Raw genomic sequence first — 23,882 nt, 5'->3', positions numbered from 1 at the left:
CTTACCAACCTCTATAACGATACAAAAGAAAAATGAAATATGGTGCGCCAATAACAGAAGTCAGCACACCCGCTGGCAGCTCAATTGGTGGCTGTAAGCCTCTCGCTAGACCATCGGCGCAAATCACCAACAGCGCGCCAAGGGTTGCAGAAGCAGGAATCAACAACTTGTGGTTGTGACCAAACAGCAAACGCGCAAGATGCGGCGCAAGCAGGCCAACAAAGCTGATCGTGCCTGCCACAGACACACTGATGCTCGCCAATAGCACGGCAGCAATCAACGCAAGAATTTGGATCTGTCTTGGTTTCGTGCCAAGTGTAGTGGCACTTTCTTCTCCCAGTCCCATCACATCTAACCGCCAAGCCAGCCAAAACGCCAATGGCAGTAGCAGCATTAGAGCGCTCCAAATAAATGGCACTTGTTGCCAGTTTCGTCCCCACAAACTGCCCGTTAGCCATACCATCGCTGTGTTGATTTCGATAGGGTGCACAATCAGAAGAAAGTCGATACCGCTGGCTAAAAACGCGCTGACAGCAACGCCAATCAGCGCCAAGCGCGCAGGCGTTGGCTTCGACCAATAAGCCAACACTGCAATAAAGCCTGCGGCAAGCAAGCCTCCCGCCATAGCGACCATCGGCAACATTGCCACCGGCGCATTCGGATACAACACCAAGCAAGCGGTAGCCGCCAGCCCTGCCCCTGCGCTTATCCCCATCAAATCTGGGGAGGCAAGGGGATTACGGATGACGCCTTGCACTAAAACGCCTGATAGTCCTAATCCAGCGCCCACGCCAATGGCGAGCAACATTCTCGGCAGTCGATATTGGTGAATCACAAAGTCCGAATCAGAGAAAGAAAACAACAATGCAAAAACCTGTTGAGCCGACAGATTCGCCGCGCCAACAAACAGCGTGAGAGACGACGCAATCAGCAAAAGCCCAAGCAGTGCCATCAGTTTGGTTTGATTCATCATGATGATTTCCTCATTGCAATCACGATAAAGCAAGGTGTGCCCAACAGTGCGGTAATCACGCCCACCGGCGTTTCGGCCGGAAAGGCAATCGCGCGTGACAAAGCATCTGACCACGTCACCAATGCCGCGCCACACAAAGCGGAAACCGGAATGAGAATGTGATAGTTGTGACCAACAATCGGGCGTACCAAGTGCGGCACTAACAACCCGACAAAGCCAATTGGCCCAGCAATCGCTACGCTAGTACCCGCCAACAGCACAACCGCTAAACCACTGATTAATCGCGTAAGACGAATGTTACCACCCAACCCGACAGCAACTTCGTCCCCCAACGCGAGTAAATTTAAGTTTCGCGCTAATCCCATGGCGAGCACCAAACCTAAAGTCGCAAAAGGCCACAGTTGCTGCCACTGCTCAGAATCTACCGCAGAGAGTGAACCCGTTAACCAATGCAACACGCTGTAAGCCATGTCATCCGCCAAAATTACCGACGCACGAGTTAACCCTATCAGCAACGCACTGATGGCAATGCCCGCTAGCACTAAGCGCAATGGGTGAGAACGCGCGGAGAAAAAACCGCCCAACAACATGACCGCACCACCACTTAGTAGCGCGCCGAGTACTGCGTTGATGATTGGGTTCAATTGACTAAAGAATGGTACGCCGATGGACGCCAAGGCCATAAAACAAGCGGCACCAGCATTAATGCCGAGAATGGATGGCGACGCCAAAGGGTTACGAGTCAATCCTTGCATCAGCACTCCGGATACCGCAAGCGAAGCGCCAATTAATAACCCAGCATAGGTACGAGGCGCACGCAGCGTCGCGAGGATTTGATGCAGCATATTGCCCTCATCAAACGCAAACCAATAGCTTGTCAGATCATTAACGCTCAAAGAAAAGTTGGACCAGCCAATCATTGAGGCTGCATAGCCTGAGAGCGTACACAACGCCATAGCACAGACAAACAAGCTCGCTTTCCAATGCGATTTGCTAACCGAAGACGCGCTTTCCGAGCTTATCGCCGCACTCATGAGCGCCCCAATAACGCTTCAAGATTGCGGGCAATTTCTTCCGCAGCCAACATGCCGCGATTTAACGACCACAGTTCAGGAGAAACCTCAACAAGTTGCTGTTTTTTCGCAGCAGTTAGCAACTTAAACAATGGATTTTTGCGCCACTCATCCACAATATTTGGTTGAGAGTAAAGTCCAACTAACAACCAATCAGGGTTGGTTTTTAGTAAAAGTTCGAAACTGGTTGGGATATACGCTTTTTGCTCAGATGGAGCCAGCGGGCTTTGGATGCCCAGCGTACTCAAAACGCCCCCAGCGTAAGAAACCGGGCTATGCAACCACATCCCTTTGTCAGAAACCACACCAAACTGAATGGTTTCTTGTGTTGCAAAATGCTGTTTGAACTCCGCCATTGTCTGTTTGTGCTGCTCAATTCGTTGTGTCATTTTCGCTTGTTTGCCAATTGCCACGCCGATTTTGTGTGCGGATTCGAGATTTTCTTGATATGTCTCACCACGGCTTTTTAACAGCAAAGTTGGCGCAATTCGCTGCAAATCTTGATAAATCGCGCGATGACGTTCTGCATCAGCAATGATCAAATCAGGCTTGAGCACCGCAATAGCCTCTAAACTCGGTTGTGAACGCATGCCGACCGATCGCCAAGGCTCAATCTTGGCGCGAACAGCAGGGATAACTCGTGTGGCATCGTTGTCATCGGCGACGCCTACAGGTGAGACATCGACTGCCGCTAATGCATCGACAAACGAAAATTCTAAAACCACAATACGTTGAGGTATCGCTTCTAGCTCAAACGTGCCTTGCTCATCTTGCACGCTGCGCGCCTGAGAAAATGCGCTAAATGACATCAAAGCTGAGCTCAGTAGCATCAGCAAAACGGTTGAAAAGTGTTTGATCGTAAATTGTTTTTTATTTTTCATCTTGCTTTTTTCCAGTGCTAAGAGTTTTCCATTACCTAAGATCGGCAAAGTCGCCAAGGTAAATTGGCGACTTTTCTTTTCAAACTCGGTGAACGAAACGCTTAAAACTGATAGTTCAGATCCAGTGTGTAAGAGCGTCCCGGAGCTGGGTACCGACCAACTGGGCTTGTATCAATCCCGCGGAAGTAATACTCCTCGTCAAACAAGTTGTTCACCGCAACATTCATGCGCAACTTGCCTTTGTCGTCTTTGTATAAATCCGTCCCCAAGTTGAAGTTCCACACCATGTAAGATGGTACTTTACCCGTTGCGCCTGTTGCATCTTCGGCACTGGTGTTGGCGTTATCGGTATACGAATCACTGAAGTAGAAGCCCGATAGCGTGGTGTCCATGCCGTAAAATGCGTAAGTTGCATCCCAACCAAGCTGATGCTTAGAGGTGTAAGGCAGTTGATTACCTTTATTCGCGCCTTCTTCTTCAAGCGTAGCGTCTAGATAGTTGTAGCTTGCGCCTAAACTCAGTGCAGGTAGAACTTCAGGCACATAACGAGCAGAAAGCTCTATGCCTTGGTGAAGTGTTTTTCCGATGTTATCGAAAGTCTGCGTTGAGCTTTGCCATTGCAATTGATCTTCAAAGTCGATGCGATAAAGTGCAGCGTTAAAGCTGGTCGCATCTTGGGTGTAACGCGCGCCGACTTCGTAGTTCCAAGCCAGTTCGCTACCTTCTTCACCCAAACCTCGGATGTAGGCAATTTGTGGCGCACGAAGTGATTTTTGCGCGTTCGCATACGTCACCCACTGATCAGTTAAGTTGTATGCCACCGTCAAACCTGGCAACCATTCCGTCACGGTGTTGTCTGCTGTTTGTTTTTTACCACGATCGGTAAACGTCATTCGAACCGACTCAACACGCAACCCAGGCGTTACCTTCAATGTATCATTGAACAAACCAATTTCGTTGCTAACGTATCCAGCAAACGCGTCCGTATCTAAATGCCAATCACGCGGAACGCTGGTTGCACCACCGGCGATTGGAGTCTGAGTGAGTTTGTAGTCGATGTCTTCGTTAACATAACGGGTACCCACGATCCAGTTTTGAGTAACGGATTTACCTTCGCCAAAGTACATCGCCATTTTTGGCTCTATACCATACACGGTAAATTCACGTGGAGAGGTACGAACGTCCGTCGCTGGCAAAGCCGGATCCGCCCAATGGCCACCCGCGCTGTTAAAGCCCCACTTGAAAAGACGCTCTGACTTATGGCCAAACGTTAGCACTTCTAGCTCAGCACTGTCGGCAAATGGCAAATCGTGGATGTACTTAACACTCCAGCGTGTCGACTTACCTTCATAATCATCGTAAGGACGTTTCGATTGGTGACGATCTTGTTCGTAGTCTTGTGGCGAAAGTGCGCCCGGCATTTGCGTTTCAGCATCGTAACGTTGCAGGAATGCTTGAATCTCTTGAGTGTCACTCAATAGCCACTGTGCTTTAGCTTGAAAGTTCTTCACGTCCGTATCGGAATGTTCACGGAAGCTTTCACCTTTTAGGAAGTTACCTTCCAACTGTAGTGCAAATGTGTCGCTTAACCAGCCGCCCGTGCGTAGGTAAAAATCATTCAGCGGCGCATCACCGCCATCAAACACGGTAAGGCGGTTACTGATTTCAGTTTGCCACGTGTGTGGAATCGGTTTGGTCACTAAGTTGATCACACCACCGACGTTGTTTGGGCCGTACTGTACTGCGGCACCACCGCGTACAATGTCAATACGATCAAGCATCGACAGTGTTGCTGGGAAGATAGACTGACCAGTGTGACCATATGGCGCAAGTGTTAGCGGTACACCATCCATCAAAAACTGAGCATGACCACTACGGCTTGCTTTCAAACCACGTACGGAAATGTTAGGCAATACGCCCGTTCCGCTTTCATCCTGAACTTTAATACCCGGCACGCGCTGTAGCGCGTTATCAATCGAGCCTGCGGCGGTTTTCTCGATTTGATCGCGGGTAATGACGGTACGAGCACCTGGGTACTCTTTGACGTCTTCAATTTCAGAGTTACCAATCACACTACCAGTGACAACGACAGTTTCCATCGCGGTAGTTTGTTCTTTTTTAGCAGGAGCGGCAACCGCGCTCATGGATGTGGCAGAAGCGATTGCAATCGCAAGCACACTGTAAGTGGTAGACAAACCAGCACGTACACGCACTTTACCATCCAAATTCTGGTAAGACATTAAGATCTCCTTTGCGAGAAATTGAGCCTCGGGCAGAATACATCCCGTAGGCTCTCGGGGCTAAACATCCTCAATATGAGGTAAAAATCGGCTAACAGGCGCTAACTACGCACAAAAAGCCTAGAACTGATATCCGTAGCTGAGCATGAACTCGGCTGGTGCGCCGTAGCCAATCTGGTTTAAGCCAGACGTGCCGTTTGTTGCGCCAAGAATGTATTTCTCATCCAAAATGTTGTAAGCGTTCGCTTGGATTTTATGACGACCAGTGGTGTACGCCGCCATCAAATCCACCGTTGTGTAATCGCCAAGTGCGACAGCTTCGTCGTTACCTGCGTAACGGTCGCCCACGTACTTCACACCACCGCCTAAACGCCAGTTGTCATCCAATTGGTAAGTGCTCCAAAGAGAGAACAAGTGGTCTGATACATCGTTAGGCTTTTTGCCTGTGGCTTTGTCTTCCGCATCTAAGTAGCTGTAACCCACAGAGATGTCCCACTGTTTGGTGATTTGGCCGCGAGCCTCTAATTCAATGCCTTGGTGACGCACTTCAATTTTATCGATCACATCGCCGTCCACGTTAGTTTGTGGTTGCTCTTGATCAATCTGGAACAGTGCCGCATTCAACATTAATGCGTTATCCAAAAGGTACGCTTTCGCACCCACCTCTTTTAAGTCGGTGTGGAAGAATTCCGCCAATTTTGGATTGATGTAGATACCAGCGTACGGTAACTGCCAAGAGCGCGCTAAACTGGCGTATACGGATGTGTCGGAATTGATGCGGTATACCAAACCAGCACGGTAGCTGACTTTGTCATCATCCAATTTTTCCTTATCTGAGCCCGCTTTTTGTTGTTCTAGCTCCATCGAGTCGTAACGCACGTTACCGATCAAAGAAAGGTCACCCCACGTATAGACGTCTTGCACATACAAACCTGTCGTGGTGGTGGTATTGTCACGAAATGGCTTAAAGCCCGGATCAGGCGTTGGACCAACGACTGGGTCGTAGATATTTTGCGCAGGAAGCGTTTTGTCACTTGCCAACGTTAGGTCGATATCGATCTGGTTGAAATCTGCACCCACCATCAATTGATTGTCCCTGGTTTCCCAAACCAACTCAGATTGTAAAGTGGTCGTAGTACGTGGATCGTAACCAAAGTTGTTGACGGTTTGAGACACTTCATTACCCGTCACTTTGCCCTGACGCGTGCCTTTTTGCTCAAGTTCGATATGGTTGAACGCCGCTCGGTTGTTCCATACCCATTGATCATTCAGACGCCATTCGTAATCCACCGCAATACGGAGACTGTCTGACTCCTGATAGTCGTTTGTGCCGCCAAAGTAAGTGCTCACTGGCAAATCAACTGGCTTGCCATTTTTTGATGGCACACCACGATACGGCACTAGTTCTTGATGGGCGTATTCCACGTCAATATCAATGGTGTGACCATCCGCTGGTAACACACGAATGGTCGGTGCAATGAAGAAATCGTTTGAATCAACATGATCAACGTACGAGTCGGCTTGACGGTATTCCAAGTTAATACGCCCGTTGACCTTATCTGAAAACGCCATTGAGCTGTCGACCTGACCAACATACTGGTTGTTGCTACCTACACTGCCGTTTACGTGAGTAAAATTCTCACCGTTAGCGCGTTTCGTCACCAAGTTGATGATGCCCCCAGCCGAACCACGGCCATACAAAGCACCCGCAGGGCCTTTCACAATTTCAACGCGTTCAACGTTCGCTAAGCTGCGGTAAGACTGCAACGTACCGTCATCTCGCAAGCCATCACGGTACATATCGTTGAGTGAATCAAAACCACGTATCATGAACTGATCGCGGCTGCCTTCGCCCAAGGTGTTATTGACCCCGGCTACCCCATCTAGCGCATCCACTAAGCGCACCGCGCCTCGGTCTTGCATTTCTGTTTTCGTTACTACGGATACCGCTTGTGGGACATCAAGCCATTCCACATCGGTTTTGGTGCCTGATTGAGGCATGTGTTCAGCATAACCTTCGTACTGATGCCCGAAGACTTGAATCGTTTCAGTTGCTGATGAGGTTGAGTTCGTCTCTTCTGAAGCCACTGCGCTTGGTGCTACTAGTGAAGAACCAATCGCGACCGCCAAGGGGGTCAGGGTCAATAATTTATTCATTCCATAATTCCGTTTAGTTGTTATAAAGCCAACGGATGGAAATAAGAACAAATATTATTTCTATTTGCAATATTAATTTTATGCTCTATATTTATTTACCCTAAAAACACAACTAACAACAACAAAAACCAAACATAATAACAATAAACACTAAAACTTCTGCCCTCCGTCTCGCGAGAGGCACATTGGAAGACGACCGTGAGCGACTTTATCAACGTTAGAAGAAAATGTTAGAAAATTAGGAAAGCTCATGAAATCTACGATGATTATCGTAAGTCATGTCGTTAACGATGCAGTCACTCACGGCTTCGTGCCTGCAGCTAAAGCGATGGACCTTCACGTCGTTCTTATCACCGACCATAAGCTCAGCCATTTAGAGTTGGCGAGTCGTGATAGTCACTTTAATCCGGATACCATTCTAGAATGTGATGTCTTCAACCCATTAGAACTCATCGAAACCATCACGGAGCATGAACTAAAGCCAGACGCTGTTTTCAGCAATAGTGATCACTTACAAACTTCCACCGCCATCTGCGCGCAATTTTTTGGTCTACCAGCCAAAGATTGGTCTGTCACGTTAAAGGCCAAAAACAAACACTTAACTCGACAAGTGTTAAATGAAAAATCCTTACCCAACACACAAAGCTGTTTGCTGCATCGCCATTCGAATGTGGCATTAGGCATGGCCTTCCCTGTCGTAGCAAAACCCAAAGAAGGCGTGGCAAGTATAGATGTACAGCGCTGTGACTCCCAAAGCGAGCTCGATGCATACTGCGATACGTTTTGGCAAAAGCACCCAAACGCCACCATTCTGGTGGAGCAGTTTCTTCAAGGACCGTTGGTTACGCTCGAAACTTTAGGAGATGGTAACCAACTTATCGCCGTGGGCGGTTTTGATGTGTCGCTCTCTGAGCCGCCTTACTTCATCGAAACCGCCGCAGACTGGAACGGACCAAACGGCATTGCTCACCGAGAAGCTTGCTTGGCTCAACTGAAAGCGTTCGGCGTTGGTTTTGGAGTTTGCCACAGCGAATTTATCATTACGGAAAATGGCCCGGTTCTGGTGGAAATTAACTACCGCAGTATTGGAGATGGCCGCGAATTCTTGCTCAACAATCTCGCTCACTTCGGCTGGTTTAGCACGATTTTGGGTCTGCATCTGGGTCGAAGATTGGACGGCGATTACCAAATTCATGGGTCAGCGCACGTGCACTACGTAGTTGCGGGACACAGTGGTGTGATTGACGGAGGTTCGACGTCGTTCATCCAACACGATGACGATATCATCACCCAGCAACAGGTACTAAAAACCGCTGGAGAACACTTCCAACAGAGTTATTCCAATAAGGATTATCTCGCCCGAATTTCGATTGTCTCACCATCAGGGCGAAACCTCGACCAAGCGCTGCAGAACGCGCTTAGCAATTTCGATCTCGCTCCGACTCGTGAGGTGGCAGCATGAATGACAACGCTTTGTATCTAACGCAACGATTGATCGACACTTGCTTGCGCGAAGACATGTTTGGCATTTTGTCGAAGGCCAAGTTCAGTAGAGACGCGCCAAAAGGGGTAATTGTTCCTCAAGACGAGCAAGTCTGGCTAACCTTTGATAATCAGGATTTCACGCTCTATTTACCTGTTGTGCCAACGTATTACATGCAGCACTGGCGCTACGGTCACGCCAATGACGAAACACCACCAGGTTGGTGGGTGGAGAAAAATGGCCAAGTCGAGCATCAACAGCATTACAAAGAGTGGATTGCGCTACTAACGACACTGGCGCATGAGAGCTCTCACGAGTTGCTGGCGGGATACCTTCAAGAACTGGAATGTGCAGAGAAACACAAAGCGCTGTGTGACCAAGCGTTTCATCATCACGCAGACCACATTTCTCAACCAATATCCGAGCTTGGTTCTTGGCATCAAAAACTGCTGCTAGCCGACCAGATCGCTTCTTACCTTGACCACCCGTACTATCCAACTGCGCGGGCGAAGTTTGGCCTGAGCGATGAAGACCTTGCTAAGTACGCGCCCGAGTTCGCACAAAGCTTTGCTCTGCATTGGATTGCGATTGAAAAATCACTGGGAACATTAACCAGCGAACAACCTGATTGCTGGCCAACAATGGAACAAGTCGGGCTTCCTGCTGATTTTGCACTGAGCCACGTACTGTTCCCTGCGCATCCGCTCACCCTTCGCTCTTTAGAAGCCTTACCCGAAGGCATGATCGAAGCGCCGTTTACGTACCTAGACGTGACGCCAACGCTTTCCGTTCGTACTGTGGTAGTCAACGACGCGCCGCATATTCACATCAAAGTTCCGCTGATCATGCGATCGCTAGGTACGAAAAACATTCGCTTAATCAAGCCTTCAACACTGTATGACGGCCACTGGTTTGAACGTCTACTCAGCCACCTTGAACAAACGGACGCCGACTTAAACACTCGCTTGTTCCATTGCAACGAAAAACACGGTGGACACGTCGGCGAGGGTAAAACCTTCGCGTACATCGTACGTGAGTACCCACTTACTCATTGCGAAGACAAAGCGTTAGTTCCGGTTGCAGCACTGGCAAGCCCAATGCCTGACGACCGCTTGTTCTTAGAACATTTGGCAGAGCAGTACTATCAACAAGATACGCTGGCGTGGTTCAAAGATTACGTCGACCTTCTTTGCCAAGTACACCTCACCTTGTGGATTCGTTATGGCATTGCATTGGAGTCCAACCAGCAAAACGCCATCGTTGCATTTGATCAACAGGGCAAAATGACGCTCGCGATGAAAGACAACGACGCAGCGCGAATTTGGCCAGAGCGCTTCCACTTTGCAACAGAGCATGCCGCCCAAAAACAGGGCGCAGGAACAATTCCAGTGGATTGCGATGAACTGCTCGACCAACGCATCAAAGTCGACAATGAATTGGCGCTCGGTCAGATGTTTACCACCATCACATTACAATTGGATATCGCAGCAATTGTAGAAGCCATGGCAGCGAAGGGCATTGCCTCTTCAGCATCGCTTTACGCCATCGTGGCCAAAAGCATTGCAGAGCAACTCAACCGATTGGAAGGCGAAGGGTTAGAAACAAAACTGGCACGCGAGTTACTGCAAGAGGCGCCTGATTTGTACGCCAAGTACTTGTTGAGCTCTGGCAGTTTGCTCTCGAAAGAGGCCTCCGGCGCGAGTGACATCAATAAGTTCTATGGTTTGTCGGCTCCGAACTTCTTGCTGCTTTCTAGCGAAGAAGCGCAACGCGCCTACTTAGAAGCCATCAAAAAAAGCGTACGTTAAACGATTATGACCAAACTCATCTACAGTGTGTTGTTGTGCCACTTTATCGCTGCGTTTGCCGCGTTAGGTATGCCGCTATTTCTACCCGTCGTGTTGCCAACGTTAGGCGCAAGCATTGATGCGGACTGGGCAGGGGTATTGTTTATCCTACCCACGTTTTGTACTGCGTTGGCGGCGCGATTTTGGGGCAACTTTGCAGATCGCTACGGTCGCCGCCGCTCACTCTTGCGTGCGCAACTTGGCCTTGCAGCAGGGTTTGCGCTGTGCGGCTTGGCAGACAACCTCGCCATGTTTGTGTTTGGTCTTATTGTTCAAGGAACCTTTGGCGGCACCATGGCCGCCTCGAACAGCTACTTATCTAGTCAAATTAAAGAAGCCAAAACACTCGGCAAGTCACTCAATAAAACCCAGCTATCTGCTCGCTTGGCGCTGATCGTTGCGCCTATTGGGCTCGGCTGGAGCTTGTCAGAGACCAACCCGCTCAACGCGTACCTTTGGTTATGCGTTTTGCCTTTGATTGCGATGGGCATCACGCTAACACTGCCTGCGGATAAACCCGCCGAACGAAACCTCGAAAAGCCAAACTCAGAATCTCAGCAAGAAAAACCGGTTGCACAGAAAAACGCAATGCATGCCATTCGTTGGATCTTCTTTGCTCAGTTCGGGTTTGCATTTTCTATGGTGGTGACCTTTCCTTATTTCTCGCCGTTTGTGCAGCAATATGGCATCACTCACCACGCATGGATCGGTTTTTTGTACGCACTGCCGCATGGCGTCTATCTGTTGCTGGCAGGCAAAATCCACGTTTTGTCAGATGGGTTGAATCGCCATCAACCGCTGCGCACGTTGTGGCTCGGGTTTGCATTGCTTGCCGTGAGCTCTGCCTTGCATTTGATTGCGTCCGAAACCGCACTCATTGCTGCGAGAATTATCTTCGGCATCGCGATGGTGTGTTGTTATCACGGATTGCATCAGCATCTTGCGAGCAATCTGGATCGCAAATTCAGTGGCAAAGTATTTTCTCGCTTTGATGCCATGTCCAAATGGGGTGGCGTGGCAGCGGGATTTTGCGCTTCTTTCATTTCTAGCTTGGGGCTACTTGAGGTTCCTTTCCTACTTTCTGCGATAGTCAGCGTAATCACCTTGATCGCGCTGGTTCTCCATTCAAAATTTGGAAATCAACATGTTACAAACTCAATCCTCTCAGACTAGCGAGCTGCGCGCGCATGATGTGCAGCTCAATCGGGAGAAGGCCCAACTCAACACGATAATGGGTGTTCTTAATTGTTACTTACGTGAATTTGCACTGCCGAATCAACAAGTAGAATGGCACTACCAATCGACATCGCTACCCCAAACATTAAAACGCAACTATTCCGCCAAGCAACGGGTAGCCGTTCATCTTTCTCAACAAAATGGCGTGCTGGTTTTACCGATTCACTACGCGAGCAAACTGGGCAAAATCAAATTAGCAGAACTGCCTTGGGCAAAAATGCCGGGATCTGGTTGGGCGAAATTGGATGCCACGCAAACTCTTACGCTTTTGCTTAACTATCTCAAGCAGGTGTTGGCGATCCCGTTTAACCATGAGCTGATCGAACAACTGGAAAATAGCGTGCTGGTTACCGAGCAGTTTCTCAACGTCGCGCCCAAATCGCATCACAACGAATTTATCGCTTCGGAACAATCTCTGATTTGGGGGCATACTTTCCATCCGACCCCGAAAAGTCGTTCGGGCGTCACCATGGATGATCTCTTAGCGTTTTCTCCAGAAGTCGGCGCGCAAGTCCCGCTGTACTGGTTTGAAGTCGATACGTCCTTACTTGATGTGCTGAGTTCCGACGGAGAAGCTAACCCTGCACAACGCATGCTACAACAGCTCGCGCCACAACACGCCACCAGCGATAGGAAGCCCCTCTACCCTTGTCATCCTTGGGAAAGCTACACCATTTTGAGCAACCCAAGCGTGAAGCGCGCCATTGAACAAGGCAAGATCACGCCACTGGGTTTAGGTGGTGAAAAGATGCAGCCGACCTCTTCAGTTCGTACCCTCTACCACCCTGACATGGACTGGTTTGCGAAATTCTCCATCAACGTACGATTAACCAATTGCGTGCGCAAAAACGCGTGGTACGAACTCGACAGCGCCGTGCAGCTCACGTCGATTCTCAAACCAATTAGAGAAAACGAACAGCTGCACAACCCCGTATTTAAAGTGATGACAGAGCCTTACGCCACCACGTTGAATCTAGAAAGTGTCGCTGAGCACAACTGGGACGACAACACCAAAGCGCGCGAATCGTTTGGGATTTTGTATCGCGAAAATTTCTCGTTGAGCGAAGTCGATATCTTAAAACCAACCCTCGCTGGCGCTCTGTTTGCTTACGACAAAAACGGCAACAGTTGCATTGCTCAACGCCTTAAAAACAAAGCGCGTACAACGCAAAATCGCTATTCCGACATCGCGACACTGTGGTTTGAACGCTATTTGCATTGCCTAATTCCAGGTGTGTTTAACTACTACTTCAAACACGGGGTGGCGTTTGAGCCGCATTTGCAAAACACCTTGATTGGCTTTGAACAAGAGATGCCGTGTTGTGTTTGGATTCGTGATTTGGAAGGCACTAAATTACTGCCGGAGTTCTGGCCAGCAGAAACATTAACTGACTTGTCTGAACGCGCACGACAATCGGTTTACTACAGTCGCGAACAAGGCTGGAATCGCATCGGATACTGCACCTTTATCAACAACATCAGCGAAGCGATTTTCTTCATCGCAGAAGGTGATGAGCCACTAGAGCAAACGCTGTGGAATGCGGTGCAAAGTGCCATTGTGCATTGGCAATCAGTGAATGGAAAACAGCCGGAACTAGAAACGTTGCTAAATGGCGGTCACTTCCCAAGCAAAAATAATTTCACCACGCGTTTGATGCAAAAAGCCGATAAGGAGTCGGGCTATACCCAAGTCGCCGCGCCTTGGCAGCAACACGAAAAAGGAGCGCAACATGTCTAATTCACTCTCTCTACCGACACGCGTTTGCCAGCAAGTTCACACGCTCGCACAGCAGCAAAATCAACCCTTGTGCGCGTACGTGTATGACCTAAACGCCTTAGAAGAACACATCAAACAACTGCGTCACGTTTTGCCGAAAAATGTCGAGCTATTTTACGCAGCCAAAGCCAATCCATCGGGCCCGATTCTTAAAACGCTCGCGCCGTATGTCGATGGTTTTGAAGCGGCATCTGGCGGGGAGTTGACACACCTCCACCAGCAACAACTCGATAAGCCATTGATCTTCGGTGGCCCCGGAAAAATGCTAAGTGAATTGCAACAAGCGATTGAGCTTGATGTTGATGCAATTCATGTCGAAAGCCTCACCGAGCTACAACGCATTGGAGCACTAACCGAGCGCCTCAACCGCCCTGCTTCGATCTTTTTGCGTATGAACATTGATATCGGCGACATCACGCTCAGCAAGTTGGCGATGGGCGGCAAGCCGACCCCTTTTGGTTTTGACGAGTCCGAACTGAGCAATGCTTTGATGTTGCTGCGCGATTTCCCGCAAGTGTCACTCAAAGGATTCCATTTTCACTTGATGTCGCATCAGCTCGATGTTGAACGTCACTTAGCGTTAATGCAGCGCTATTTCCAAGTCGTGAAAGCGTGGCAACAAGAGTTTGAACTCGGTGAGCTGATGATCAACTTGGGCGGCGGCATGGGGATTAACTACCAAAACCCTAAGCAACACTTTCCGTGGATGGAGTTTTGCGACAAGTTGGAATTCCTCATAGCCAAAGAGCAAGTGCAAGACTGGACACTGCGTTTTGAATGCGGACGTTTCATCACGGCGGCATGCGGTTATTACGTGATGGAAGTGCTCGATATTAAGCAAAATCTTGGCGAAAACTTTGTCATCGCGCGCGGGGGAACTCACCACTTCCGCACGCCAGCGGCGCAGAGTCATGACCATCCATTCGTCATCCTGAAAAGCGAGCAACACCATGAGATTTCTCATCCAATTCAGCATGCACAAGCGACCTTTGTCGGCCAGCTTTGTACGCCCAAAGATGTGCTGGCACGCAATCAACACGTCGCCCACGTCGATATTGGTGATTATGTTGTGTTTACCTTAGCGGGCGCCTATGCGTGGAACATCTCCCATCAAAATTTCTTGATGCATGAACCGCCGATCTTCTACTATTTTTAAACGGCATACTTCGCTTCATTCAAGCCCCAATCATTGGGGCTTTTTTATTCTTCAACATAACAAGCAGCCCTAATACTGCACCCTACTTCGCCGCCGCGTTGGTTAAATTGCCCAGCACGCCGCTGATTTTGTTCAATACCTCGTCACAGCCTTCAATATGATGGCGCTGCTTTAAATACATAGGATCGTTATAAGCTAACCACGTTTTGCCTTCAGCATCTTCATACACCAACACTTTTTGGGGTAAATCGAGCGCCACTTCCTGCGCACAGATCATCAGTGGCGTGCCCACTTTAGGGTTTCCAAACACGATAACTTCGGTTGGTCGCAACGTCATATCGACTTTCGTGGCATTCTCTTGATGGTTAATGCGCGCAAAGACGTTCAACCCTTTTTCTTGCGCGATAGCGACAAATTTATCCGCCGTATCTTTTGCTGAATGCGTGCTCGCAACGGTTACCACACCCTCACCAGCCAACGCACTCAATGACGTCAACGCCACGACCAACCCGATGATTACTTTTTTCATTTGTCGTCCCTTCCTCTCTCTGAGTCGAAAACTAGATATAGAAAAACCAAGTGTAGGAAAACTATAGAAGTCAGATCCCACTATCGCGAATTGCACTCTACCCACTCAAGAGTCGACCGTGTAACACGGATTAATTGATTCAGATTAATAAAGCATTAACTAGCCGAGCATCAAAAGCGTGAAATACGTAACATTTGCAGCCTATTTTGGTAAGAAAGAGAAAAGTAGTGACACGCGATCAATTTGAGTTATTAGCACCCGGTGGTGATTTAGATTCCATCAAAGCCGCCATTGCCGCTGGCGCCGATGCAATTTACTGTGGGCTCGACCGCTTCAATGCTCGTAACCGAGCGACCAACCTCACCTTAGATAACTTAAATGGCGTGTTAACGTTAGCCCATCAGCACAGCTGTAAGATTTTCCTAACGTTGAATGTGCTGATTTTAGAAAGTGAAATTCCAGCGATTGTTCGCTTACTCAGCCAACTGAACACCACCAAAATCGATGGCGTGATCGTGCAAGATCTCGGTCTGACCTATATTCTCAAACATCACTTTCCCGATTTGGATGTGCACGCTTCAACACAACTGAACACGCATAACGAAGGCCAAATCCTCTTTCTCAACCAGCTCACCGCAAGCCGAGTAAACTTATCTCGCGAACTTAACATCGATGAAATAAAACATCTGGCGCAATTTGGTCGCGAGCACAACGTAATGATGGAAGTGTTTGTCCACGGCTCATACTGCATCGGATTCTCCGGAATTTGCTACATCAGTTCAGCTCGCAATGGCGCATCAGGTAACCGTGGACGCTGTAGCCAACCTTGTCGCGAACAGTACGAAACGACCAAAACAGGCAACAACTACCCACTTAATATGAAAGACAACTCCGCATTTAGCGATTTAGAAGCGCTTGCTGATGCGGGTGTGTATTCGTTGAAAGTGGAAGGCCGCATTAAGAAATCCCACTACGTGTACACCGTGGTCGATAACTGGCGTAAACAGATTGATCGCTTGTGCGAGGGTTTGAAACTCTCTGAAGACACCACAGAGTTATACACGGTGTTCAACCGTGATTTCTCCAACGCATTTTTGCAAGGTGATTTCGGCAAGGCGATGTACATCGACAACCCGCGCGACCACGCTGTAAAGCATTTTTCGAAGGTTTACCAATGCCAGTCTGCTGATGATGTACAAGCGGTGAAAAAGAAACTCTACGACGACAAAACCGCGATCATTGAGAAAGTGGCAGAGCAAACTAAGTCGTTCGATGTCACTTCAACACAAGTATCCGGCAGCAGCTTGAAAGGGTCGATTGATGTGCCAACTCTACCAGCGTTACCTCAACCAGACCCTCGCCAAGGTGCGCCAAAATTATCGGTTCTGATCTCGTCAGCACAAGAAGCCATGCTGTGCGAATACCGCGACATTGATGTTTATTATCAATTGCCAATGGGATTGTCTGGTGAACTGAGCGCGATGATTGAATTGTTCCAAGCCAACCCAATGCTCAAACCTTGGTTCCCTGCCATTTTGATTGGCGAAGACTACCAAGCCGCGCGCGTATTTTTGGAAACCATCCAACCTGAATTGTTGATCACCAACAACTCAGGCGTCGGCATGATCGCAAAAGAGCTCGGCTTAGGCTGGGTGGCAGGCCCACAACTGAACACGGTGAACTCATACGCGTTTAAATGCCTTCAAGACGAGTTCGCGGCAAGTGGCGCGTTTGTTTCTAATGAGCTGAATATGAAGCAGATGCGCCATATAAAGCGCCCGAAAAACATGCGCTGCTTCTACAGCATTTATCATCCAAATACCCTACTCACGAGCCGCCAATGTTTGTTCCAACAAACCGAAGGATGCCGCAAGATTAAGGTCAACAAAGGTTGTTTGAAACGCTGTGATAAACGTACGTCTATCATCAACTTAAAAGACAATCCGTATGTGGTGCAAAAACAAAAAGGCAGTCACAATTCAATCTACAGCGAGTACAACGTCTTAAACCTGCAAGTGCTGCACGATCTGCCGCAATTGTGTACTGATGTGTTGATCGATCTGCGTGATATCCAGACCGAAACGAAAGTCTCAGCAAGCAAACCTGAGTTGATTGACGCGTTCTTAGCTCTACTTGCAGAGTACAGCGAACAAGCCATCCAAACGCTGAATCCCATGATTCAACCGACAGCCAACGCGCAGTATTTAAAGGGGTTATAGGCGGTACTTGAAAGTTAAACAACGCATCGACTCTCAACATATCTTGAACACTCACTGTGCACTGACTACAATGGCGCACTTTTTACGGAATTTAGGTCACAAACATGACAGATACAGCTAAACCAGCTCTACCAGATCGCCTAGCGGGTAACCCACGTAGCCCATTCTTCATCAAAGAATGCTTCGAGCACCAAATCGGTATTCGTATCAACGGCAAAGAGCGCACAGACGTAGAAGAATACTGCGTGAGCGAAGGTTGGGTGAAAATTGCTTCTCCTAAAGCAAAAGACCGTTTCGGTAACCCAATGCTAATCAAACTTAAAGGCGAAGTTGAAGCGTACTACGTGTAAGCTGACCACGCTGAATATCTTTGAAAGCTCGAGTTTGACTCGGGCTTTTTTAATGCCTGTCATATCCCTTCCTCATTTAATCTCTTCCCTCTTATTTTCAGTACAAAGTAGGGTCTGTTTATCTTTCGAGATTAAGTTTTGTTCGAGATAAAATCGTTTTAGGCGAGGCAAGGAGTGTGTAGCCTAGCATTCTAAGTAAATACTCCTTAACAAAGCATAGAACGATTTTAGCCGAACCCTTTGGGCAGCGTTTGTTGGTCATTTCTACTGCGTTATCAGCTTTTTCATGTAGGCTAACTACACATCAAAGCTTCTGCCTTGCACAAATACCCAACAATTCGCTGCAAAAATCAGCTCGAAAGGTCAACAGACCCTAAACTCGATATAAATCGCTGTTTTTATCTGATTGTTGTCTAAAGTTTCTAAAGAACGAACTGCAATAGCGATTGCCAAAAGAAACGACACCTTTTTAATCCAGGGAGAGGAAATGGAAAGCCCACTTGTCACACTCAAACACGCCAGCAAAAGCTTTGTTGATGGTAAAGAGACACATCGCGTGTTGGAAGGCGTCGACTTTACGTTGAACACAGGATCGAGTGTTGCGCTGACGGGCGCAAGTGGCAGCGGCAAAAGTACCTTACTCAATGTCATCGCTGGCTTTGAGCCACTTTCCGAAGGTGAGTTGTGGTTAGATGGCGATAACACAGCGGCTTGGAAAGACCCACAATGGAGCCGATTTCGACACCAAAAACTGGGGGTTATCTTCCAGCAATTCAATCTATTAACGCCGCTCAACGTGCAGCAAAACATCGCCTTCCCTCTGTATTTGAATCAGCAGAAATGGAACGACTGGTGCGATTATTTGGTCGAGACTCTAGGGATCAGCCAACTGCTTGATAGACATGTTTCTGCCCTTTCCGGCGGTCAACAACAACGAGTCGCTATTGCGCGCGCATTGGCACACAAACCTAAGCTTCTACTCGCCGATGAACCCACAGGTAACCTCGACCAAAAAGCCGGCTTGGAAGTGATGAAATTACTCAGTGAAATCACCACCCAAGGCAATACGGCAGTGCTGTTAGTCACCCACAGCCCTGAATGCGCTGAATTTATGAAAACACGGCTGCGATTGGATAATAGTCAGCTACAGAACTGTCATCAAGTAAACAAACATGAGCTTCGCCATGAAGCAAGCTAAGCTATCAAACACCAGATTTACTCATACTCGACTCGCCCTGGATCTGTTTGTAGCGCACTATCGGCAGGCGCCACTGCAAGCCGCCGCAATTCTGATCGGTATCGTGCTGGCTGTGACCTTGTTTGTTGCGGTACAAGCCATCAACCTCAATGCCAAGCGCAGTTATGCGGAGTCTACCGAGCAGCTTAGCGCACAAGCTCAGAACGTAATTATTCCACCCGCAGGGCAAAACTATCTGCCCGAATCGCTCTACTTCACCCTCAGACAAAACGGACTCAGTGCAACACTACCTGTAATCGAAGGGCGAGTGAGAGACGAACAAGGTCGTCGTTGGTCAGTACAAGGTAACGAGTTAATTGCCGCCATCTCTTCACGTTCGCGCTATTCATCGGATAGTGAGCAAAACGTGTCTTTGTTCGACAGTGCTTTACCTTTGCCTGAGCTTTTAGCTGGCAAGCCAATCGTGATGATGAGCCAATCTCAACATCAAAACTTAGGTGAGGTAGAACCCCTAACTCTGGACGACATTCCAACCCAAGTGGTGGTGCTACCTGACGAGTGGCAGTTAGGTAGCCGAATGTTGATGGATATTGGTTTTGCCCAACAACTGCTCAATAAACAAGGGCAGCTCAGTTACATTGCGGTTTTCCATTCCGGTGATAAAGGGAATAAAGACACGCAAGCAAAATGGCAGAAGCTGATTGGCGAGCAAGGACAATGGATTGCCAATAATCAAAGTACAGACCTTGGTTCGCTGACCGACAGCTTTCACCTCAATCTCACCGCAATGAGCTTGCTTGCCTTTTTAGTCGGGCTGTTCATTGCCTACAACGGCGTAAAGTACAGCTTGCTTAAACGCAATCGGCTGTTAGTGCAAATTCAACAAGCGGGTGTTGCGCCGAGCATTGTGTTCTCTGCGCTGTTAGTTGAACTCACTCTTCTCGTTACCATCGGTGCTTCCCTCGGTTTTGTATTGGGCATGCAGCTCAGCCATTGGTTACACCCGACCGTGGCACTAACGCTTGAACAACTTTACGGCGCGACACTGCTGCCCGGCACTTGGCAGTGGCAATGGTGGGCGCAAGCCCTGCTGCTCACGTTAGCCGCCACCCTATTAGCATGTTGGCAGCACTTTAAACAGCGAGTGCGCCAACCGCTCTCCTCTCATGGTGGATTTTATCAAGCACCTGAAGCCTCTAACGAAAACCAATTGTTCGTGATAGGTGCTGCGTTGACGACTCTCGCACTCGCAGGGTTATGGCTGAGTGAGCATCACCGCTTCACCATGGCGTGGCTCGGCGTGCTTGTAGTGTCGATTCCTTTGTATCTACCCAAAACACTCAGCGTACTAGCCAATTGGTGTGAAAAGCGCACCACTTCCGGTTTGATGCAGTATCTATTTGCTGAGCTGCGCGAGCTGATTTCTCCGCTTTCTCTCGCCATGATGGCACTGCTACTCGCCGTTACGGCCAATATGGGCATGAACACGCTAGTTGGCAGTTTTGAATCCACCCTAAAACAGTGGTTAGAACAAAGGTTACACGCCGATATTTACGTCAGCCCTGCCCAAGGAGAAATCGCTGATGTAGAGCGCGCATTAGGGCAGTTCGACAAGGTTGAGACCGTCTACAAGCAATACTACGTCGACGATAACCTGCAAGGCTTACCGATTTTGCTTGGCACCAAAGACAAAGACACCTTAGAGCAAACCATGGTGTTCAAATCGCATTTGGAGAACTTCTGGCCACGCTTTTACCAAGGTGAATTAGTCGCCATCAGTGAACCAACCGCGGTCAAACTGGGTTTATCACTGGGTAGCGAGCTCACGCTTGATGCCGTTCCAAATAAGAACCTACTTGTGGGTGCGGTATTCCATGATTACGGCTCACCTAACGGTGAAGTCTTATTAGCACCCAAATTATGGCAAGAGAGTGGCTTTACCGACCTGCCAACAAGCCTTGGCATTAAAGTCTCTGGTGACCCACAAATCGTCTACGACCAACTGCGCGAGCAATTGAATCTGCATCCAAGTCAGCTCTACGATCAGGCGCAAATCAAATCCATCGCGTTAGATATTTTCTCGCAGACCTTCGCCATTACACGCGCACTCAACGGCGTGACGTTGATGGTCGCGGTGATTGGTTTGTTCAGTGCTTGTTTTATGTTGCTCGACGCGCGCAAAGCCGCCATTGCAAGGCTGTATGCACTTGGCGTCAGCCGTCGTAAATTAATGACCATGGTGATCGGGCAGATCGTCGCTTTGGTCAGTTTTACGCTGGTTATTGCCCTGCCCCTCGGTGCGATGGTGGGTTATGTACTGACAGACATCGTCACCTTACGAGCTTTTGGTTGGAGCTTAAATTATCTGTGGAATTGGAGTGATGCGCTGAGCATTGCGGCAATCACCATCTTGGTGGCAGTGATCGCAACCTTGATTCCGCTGTGGCGATTGGTCAGTAAGCCTGTCGTATCCAGTTTGCAAAGCGAGGTGTTGTGATGGTTCGAATAGCAAGCAAACTTACTCTACTCATAAGCAGTTTATTCCTGTTCGGTTGTGAAGATGCCCAACAAAAAAATATGGGCACGCAAAATATGGGCACGTTGCTGGGAAGCGGAGATACGCAAAGCGAGAGCAACCTATTCACTCCCGTAGAAAAAGGGATTGAACTCACCTTCCCGGCAGACCATCAAGCACACCGGGATTTTCGTCATGAATGGTGGTACTTAACCGCTAACTTAATTGATGAAGATGGCACTCCACTTGGCGTCCAGTGGACACAATTTCGCTTTGCTGCTGCGCCGCCAAAAGGCGAAGATGACGTAAAGAAAACCGAATGGCAAACTCAGCAAATCTACATGGCGCACAGCGCAGTGACGACCGCAGACAAACACTACGCCGATGAAAAATGGTCGCGCGCTCAAACATCCCTCGCTGGCGTCGACACTTCACCATTTCGAGTTTATCTCGATGATTGGCAGTGGACCTCTTCAACCAACGACCTCTTCCCTGCAACATTGAAGGCGAACTCCGAACAGTTTGGCTATTCGCTGATGCTTACCAGCAGCGCGCCTTATCAAAAGCAAGGCGAACAAGGTTACAGCACCAAAAGTGCCGATGGCCGTGTGGCTTCCTATTACTACAGCCAACCGTTTATTGATGTGTCCGGTGAAGTCACGATCGATGGCAAAACCCATCAAGTATCCGGCAAAGGTTGGATAGACCGAGAGTGGAGCTCGCAATTCTTACTAGACTCGCAACAAGGCTGGGACTGGTTTGCCCTAAGATTGAATGACGAGACCAGCTTGGTGGTGTTCCAGTTGCGGGATTCCAAAACCGGAGCAGCCAGTTACTCCAACGCAAGACTGATGCAGCAAGATGGCTCTGGCATCGCCATTTCTCAAAAAGACATTCAGTTAAAGGCAACTAAGCAAACAGAAATCCAAGGGCGAAAGTATCCAACCGAGTGGCAAGTATCGATTCCTAACCAGCAAATCGAACTTACGGTTTCTGCCCTCAACCCGAACGCGAAAATGCCCCTTTCTGTGCCTTATTGGGAAGGCCCAGTGCGTATTGAGGGCTCTCATTCTGGGACAGGTTATATGGAACTAACGGGGTATTGAAAAGTTGAGTGATTACCCCAATTATTCAGCTAGTACAAACACAGGTAACCGAGTGATACACTGCACCTCAGTGTCATCCAATGAATAATTGAAAGGAAATATGATGAACCCAATTATCGCCTTGCTAAAAGAGAACAACATCAGCGACGAACAAATCAACGAGATTTTTCAAACTCTGACGCAAAACCCTCTAGCGGCAATGGCAACCATCAGCCAACTAGGTTTGCCACAAGACAAGCTACAAATGCTGATGGCGCAAGTGATGCAAAACCCTGCGCTAATCAAAGAAGCCGTAGACGAGTTGGGATTGGATTTCTCAAAGGTTGAAGAAGCAAAAGAGAAGCTTCAAAGCCAAAACCAAGGCAAATAAGTCTTAGCCATTTAGCGCTGAATATAGAAAAGGCCGTTAACCCGAGCATTTGGGTTAACGGCCTTTTTTGTTGGCGACTTTTTTGTCAGCTAATAATCAGCGATTTAAAGACACGAATTGCTCTGCTGTCATGCCGTAGTAAAGCTTGTCGTCAAAGCCTTGCTCTAGTTTGTAGTAGTCTTTCTGACGGCCTTCTTGAGTAAAACCATTTTTCTCTAACGTCTTGTAAGAACCAGCATTAGAAGCGTAGCAATCGGCACTGACTTTATGGGCGTTTAGCTCAGTAAATCCAATCTCGGTCATCATTTGGCAAGCGCGAGTCGCAACGCCTTTGCCCCATGCGCAAGTAGGTAACTGATAACCCACTTCGTAGTTGCCAGTTAAGAACATCACTGCGGTCACCGCACACATTCCCATGTACTGACCTTGCTGGTCACGAATCACGAACGTTGGACTGTCTGGCCAAACACCGTCTTTGATCGCTTGTGCCGTATTTTCAATAATAGGGCCAAAGAAGCCTTCATATAGGCTGTTGTCAGCAGGTGCGAAGAACAGATATTGATTGACCTTATCGTCGTTCAGCATCTCGATAATATCTTGTAGATCAGAGCCTTGAATCAGCTGGATAGTCAACGATTCGTTAAATGGGATGGCTTCGCCTTGTTTTAGTTTTTGATATGACATGTGTTACCTCGTTATCTGCTGAAGATAGTAGCCCAGCGGATAAGAGAAAAATTGGATTTTTGCGACAACTTTCGGGCTGATTAGCAAT

At 48.5% G+C, this 23,882-nt stretch carries 18 protein-coding genes; 11 read left to right on the top strand and 7 right to left on the bottom strand.

Going from position 1 to position 23,882, the window contains the following annotated elements; translation table 11 throughout:
- Position 1: 1 nt before the first annotated feature.
- From L3V37_RS00900 to L3V37_RS00880, 5 genes are all read right to left on the bottom strand, one after another.
- Complete coding sequence (locus L3V37_RS00900; RefSeq protein ID WP_131169595.1) at positions 2–973, bottom strand: iron ABC transporter permease; 972 nt, start codon at positions 971–973, stop codon at positions 2–4.
- Positions 970–2,007 (bottom strand): iron ABC transporter permease, encoded by a 1,038-nt coding sequence (locus tag L3V37_RS00895; protein ID WP_237305658.1) that lies wholly within the window; start codon positions 2,005–2,007, stop codon positions 970–972. The genes L3V37_RS00900 and L3V37_RS00895 overlap by 4 nt, the downstream gene beginning before the upstream one ends.
- Positions 2,004–2,927: a Fe(3+) dicitrate ABC transporter substrate-binding protein FecB gene (locus tag L3V37_RS00890; RefSeq protein WP_237305657.1), complete on the bottom strand. Its 924-nt coding sequence runs from the start codon at positions 2,925–2,927 to the stop codon at positions 2,004–2,006. The genes L3V37_RS00895 and L3V37_RS00890 overlap by 4 nt, the downstream gene beginning before the upstream one ends.
- A gap of 101 nt (positions 2,928–3,028) precedes the next feature.
- Positions 3,029–5,167: a TonB-dependent siderophore vibrioferrin receptor PvuA gene (gene pvuA, locus L3V37_RS00885; protein ID WP_053350165.1), complete on the bottom strand. Its 2,139-nt coding sequence runs from the start codon at positions 5,165–5,167 to the stop codon at positions 3,029–3,031.
- Positions 5,168–5,287: 120 nt separating this feature from the next.
- Entirely contained in the window at positions 5,288–7,324 is a 2,037-nt protein-coding gene (locus tag L3V37_RS00880; protein WP_237305656.1) for a TonB-dependent siderophore receptor, read from the bottom strand.
- 250 nt (positions 7,325–7,574) lie between these two features.
- Here L3V37_RS00880 and L3V37_RS00875 point away from each other — a divergent pair, with 250 nt between their 5' ends.
- From L3V37_RS00875 to L3V37_RS00855, 5 genes are read left to right on the top strand one after another with little or no spacing between them, the layout of a single operon-like run.
- Entirely contained in the window at positions 7,575–8,786 is a 1,212-nt protein-coding gene (locus tag L3V37_RS00875; RefSeq protein WP_085569434.1) for an acetyl-CoA carboxylase biotin carboxylase subunit family protein, read from the top strand.
- Positions 8,783–10,615 carry an IucA/IucC family protein gene (locus L3V37_RS00870; RefSeq protein ID WP_237305655.1) on the top strand — a complete coding sequence of 611 codons (1,833 nt, stop codon included), beginning with the start codon at positions 8,783–8,785 and terminating at the stop codon, positions 10,613–10,615. The genes L3V37_RS00875 and L3V37_RS00870 overlap by 4 nt, the downstream gene beginning before the upstream one ends.
- Positions 10,616–10,621: 6 nt before the next feature.
- On the top strand, positions 10,622–11,827 hold the full coding sequence (locus L3V37_RS00865) for an MFS transporter (RefSeq protein WP_237305654.1): 1,206 nt from the start codon (positions 10,622–10,624) through the stop codon (positions 11,825–11,827).
- The gene (locus tag L3V37_RS00860; protein WP_237305653.1) at positions 11,799–13,628 is read left to right on the top strand and encodes an IucA/IucC family siderophore biosynthesis protein; all 1,830 of its coding nucleotides are present in this window, start codon (positions 11,799–11,801) and stop codon (positions 13,626–13,628) included. The genes L3V37_RS00865 and L3V37_RS00860 overlap by 29 nt, the downstream gene beginning before the upstream one ends.
- Positions 13,621–14,823 (top strand): type III PLP-dependent enzyme, encoded by a 1,203-nt coding sequence (locus tag L3V37_RS00855; RefSeq protein WP_237305652.1) that lies wholly within the window; start codon positions 13,621–13,623, stop codon positions 14,821–14,823. Before L3V37_RS00860 ends, L3V37_RS00855 begins: the two co-directional genes overlap by 8 nt.
- 82 nt (positions 14,824–14,905) lie before the next feature.
- Here L3V37_RS00855 and L3V37_RS00850 read toward each other — a convergent pair whose 3' ends face one another.
- Positions 14,906–15,352 (bottom strand): DUF302 domain-containing protein, encoded by a 447-nt coding sequence (locus tag L3V37_RS00850; RefSeq protein ID WP_005383492.1) that lies wholly within the window; start codon positions 15,350–15,352, stop codon positions 14,906–14,908.
- A gap of 227 nt (positions 15,353–15,579) precedes the next feature.
- On the opposite strand from L3V37_RS00850, the gene L3V37_RS00845 reads away from it, so the two are divergent.
- The 6 genes from L3V37_RS00845 to L3V37_RS00820 all read left to right on the top strand — a co-directional run bounded on the left by L3V37_RS00845 (position 15,580) and on the right by L3V37_RS00820 (position 23,110).
- A complete protein-coding gene (locus L3V37_RS00845; protein ID WP_237305651.1) occupies positions 15,580–17,571 on the top strand; it encodes a U32 family peptidase in 1,992 nt (663 codons plus the stop codon).
- Between the two features lie 104 nt (positions 17,572–17,675).
- Positions 17,676–17,921, top strand: a complete 246-nt coding sequence (locus L3V37_RS00840; protein WP_237305650.1) for a DUF3297 family protein — start codon at positions 17,676–17,678, stop codon at positions 17,919–17,921.
- 487 nt (positions 17,922–18,408) lie between these two features.
- Positions 18,409–19,119, top strand: coding sequence for an ABC transporter ATP-binding protein (locus tag L3V37_RS00835; protein WP_237305649.1), 711 nt, complete (start codon positions 18,409–18,411; stop codon positions 19,117–19,119).
- Positions 19,106–21,616, top strand: a complete 2,511-nt coding sequence (locus L3V37_RS00830) for an ABC transporter permease (protein ID WP_237305647.1) — start codon at positions 19,106–19,108, stop codon at positions 21,614–21,616. Before L3V37_RS00835 ends, L3V37_RS00830 begins: the two co-directional genes overlap by 14 nt.
- A complete protein-coding gene (locus L3V37_RS00825; protein ID WP_237305646.1) occupies positions 21,616–22,740 on the top strand; it encodes a lipocalin-like domain-containing protein in 1,125 nt (374 codons plus the stop codon). The genes L3V37_RS00830 and L3V37_RS00825 overlap by 1 nt, the downstream gene beginning before the upstream one ends.
- A 103-nt stretch (positions 22,741–22,843) precedes the next feature.
- Entirely contained in the window at positions 22,844–23,110 is a 267-nt protein-coding gene (locus L3V37_RS00820; RefSeq protein WP_237305771.1) for a DUF2999 family protein, read from the top strand.
- Between the two features lie 96 nt (positions 23,111–23,206).
- Here L3V37_RS00820 and L3V37_RS00815 read toward each other — a convergent pair whose 3' ends face one another.
- A complete protein-coding gene (locus tag L3V37_RS00815) occupies positions 23,207–23,794 on the bottom strand; it encodes a GNAT family N-acetyltransferase (RefSeq protein WP_237305645.1) in 588 nt (195 codons plus the stop codon).
- Positions 23,795–23,882 lie beyond the last annotated feature (88 nt).

Origin of the sequence: Vibrio sp. D54 (assembly GCF_021728075.1) — a bacterium.
In the GTDB taxonomy this organism is placed as follows: Bacteria; Pseudomonadota; Gammaproteobacteria; order Enterobacterales; family Vibrionaceae; genus Vibrio; species Vibrio alginolyticus.
The sequence above is the reverse complement of the archived record's forward strand: the minus strand, read 5'-3'. Positions and strand labels throughout refer to the sequence as shown.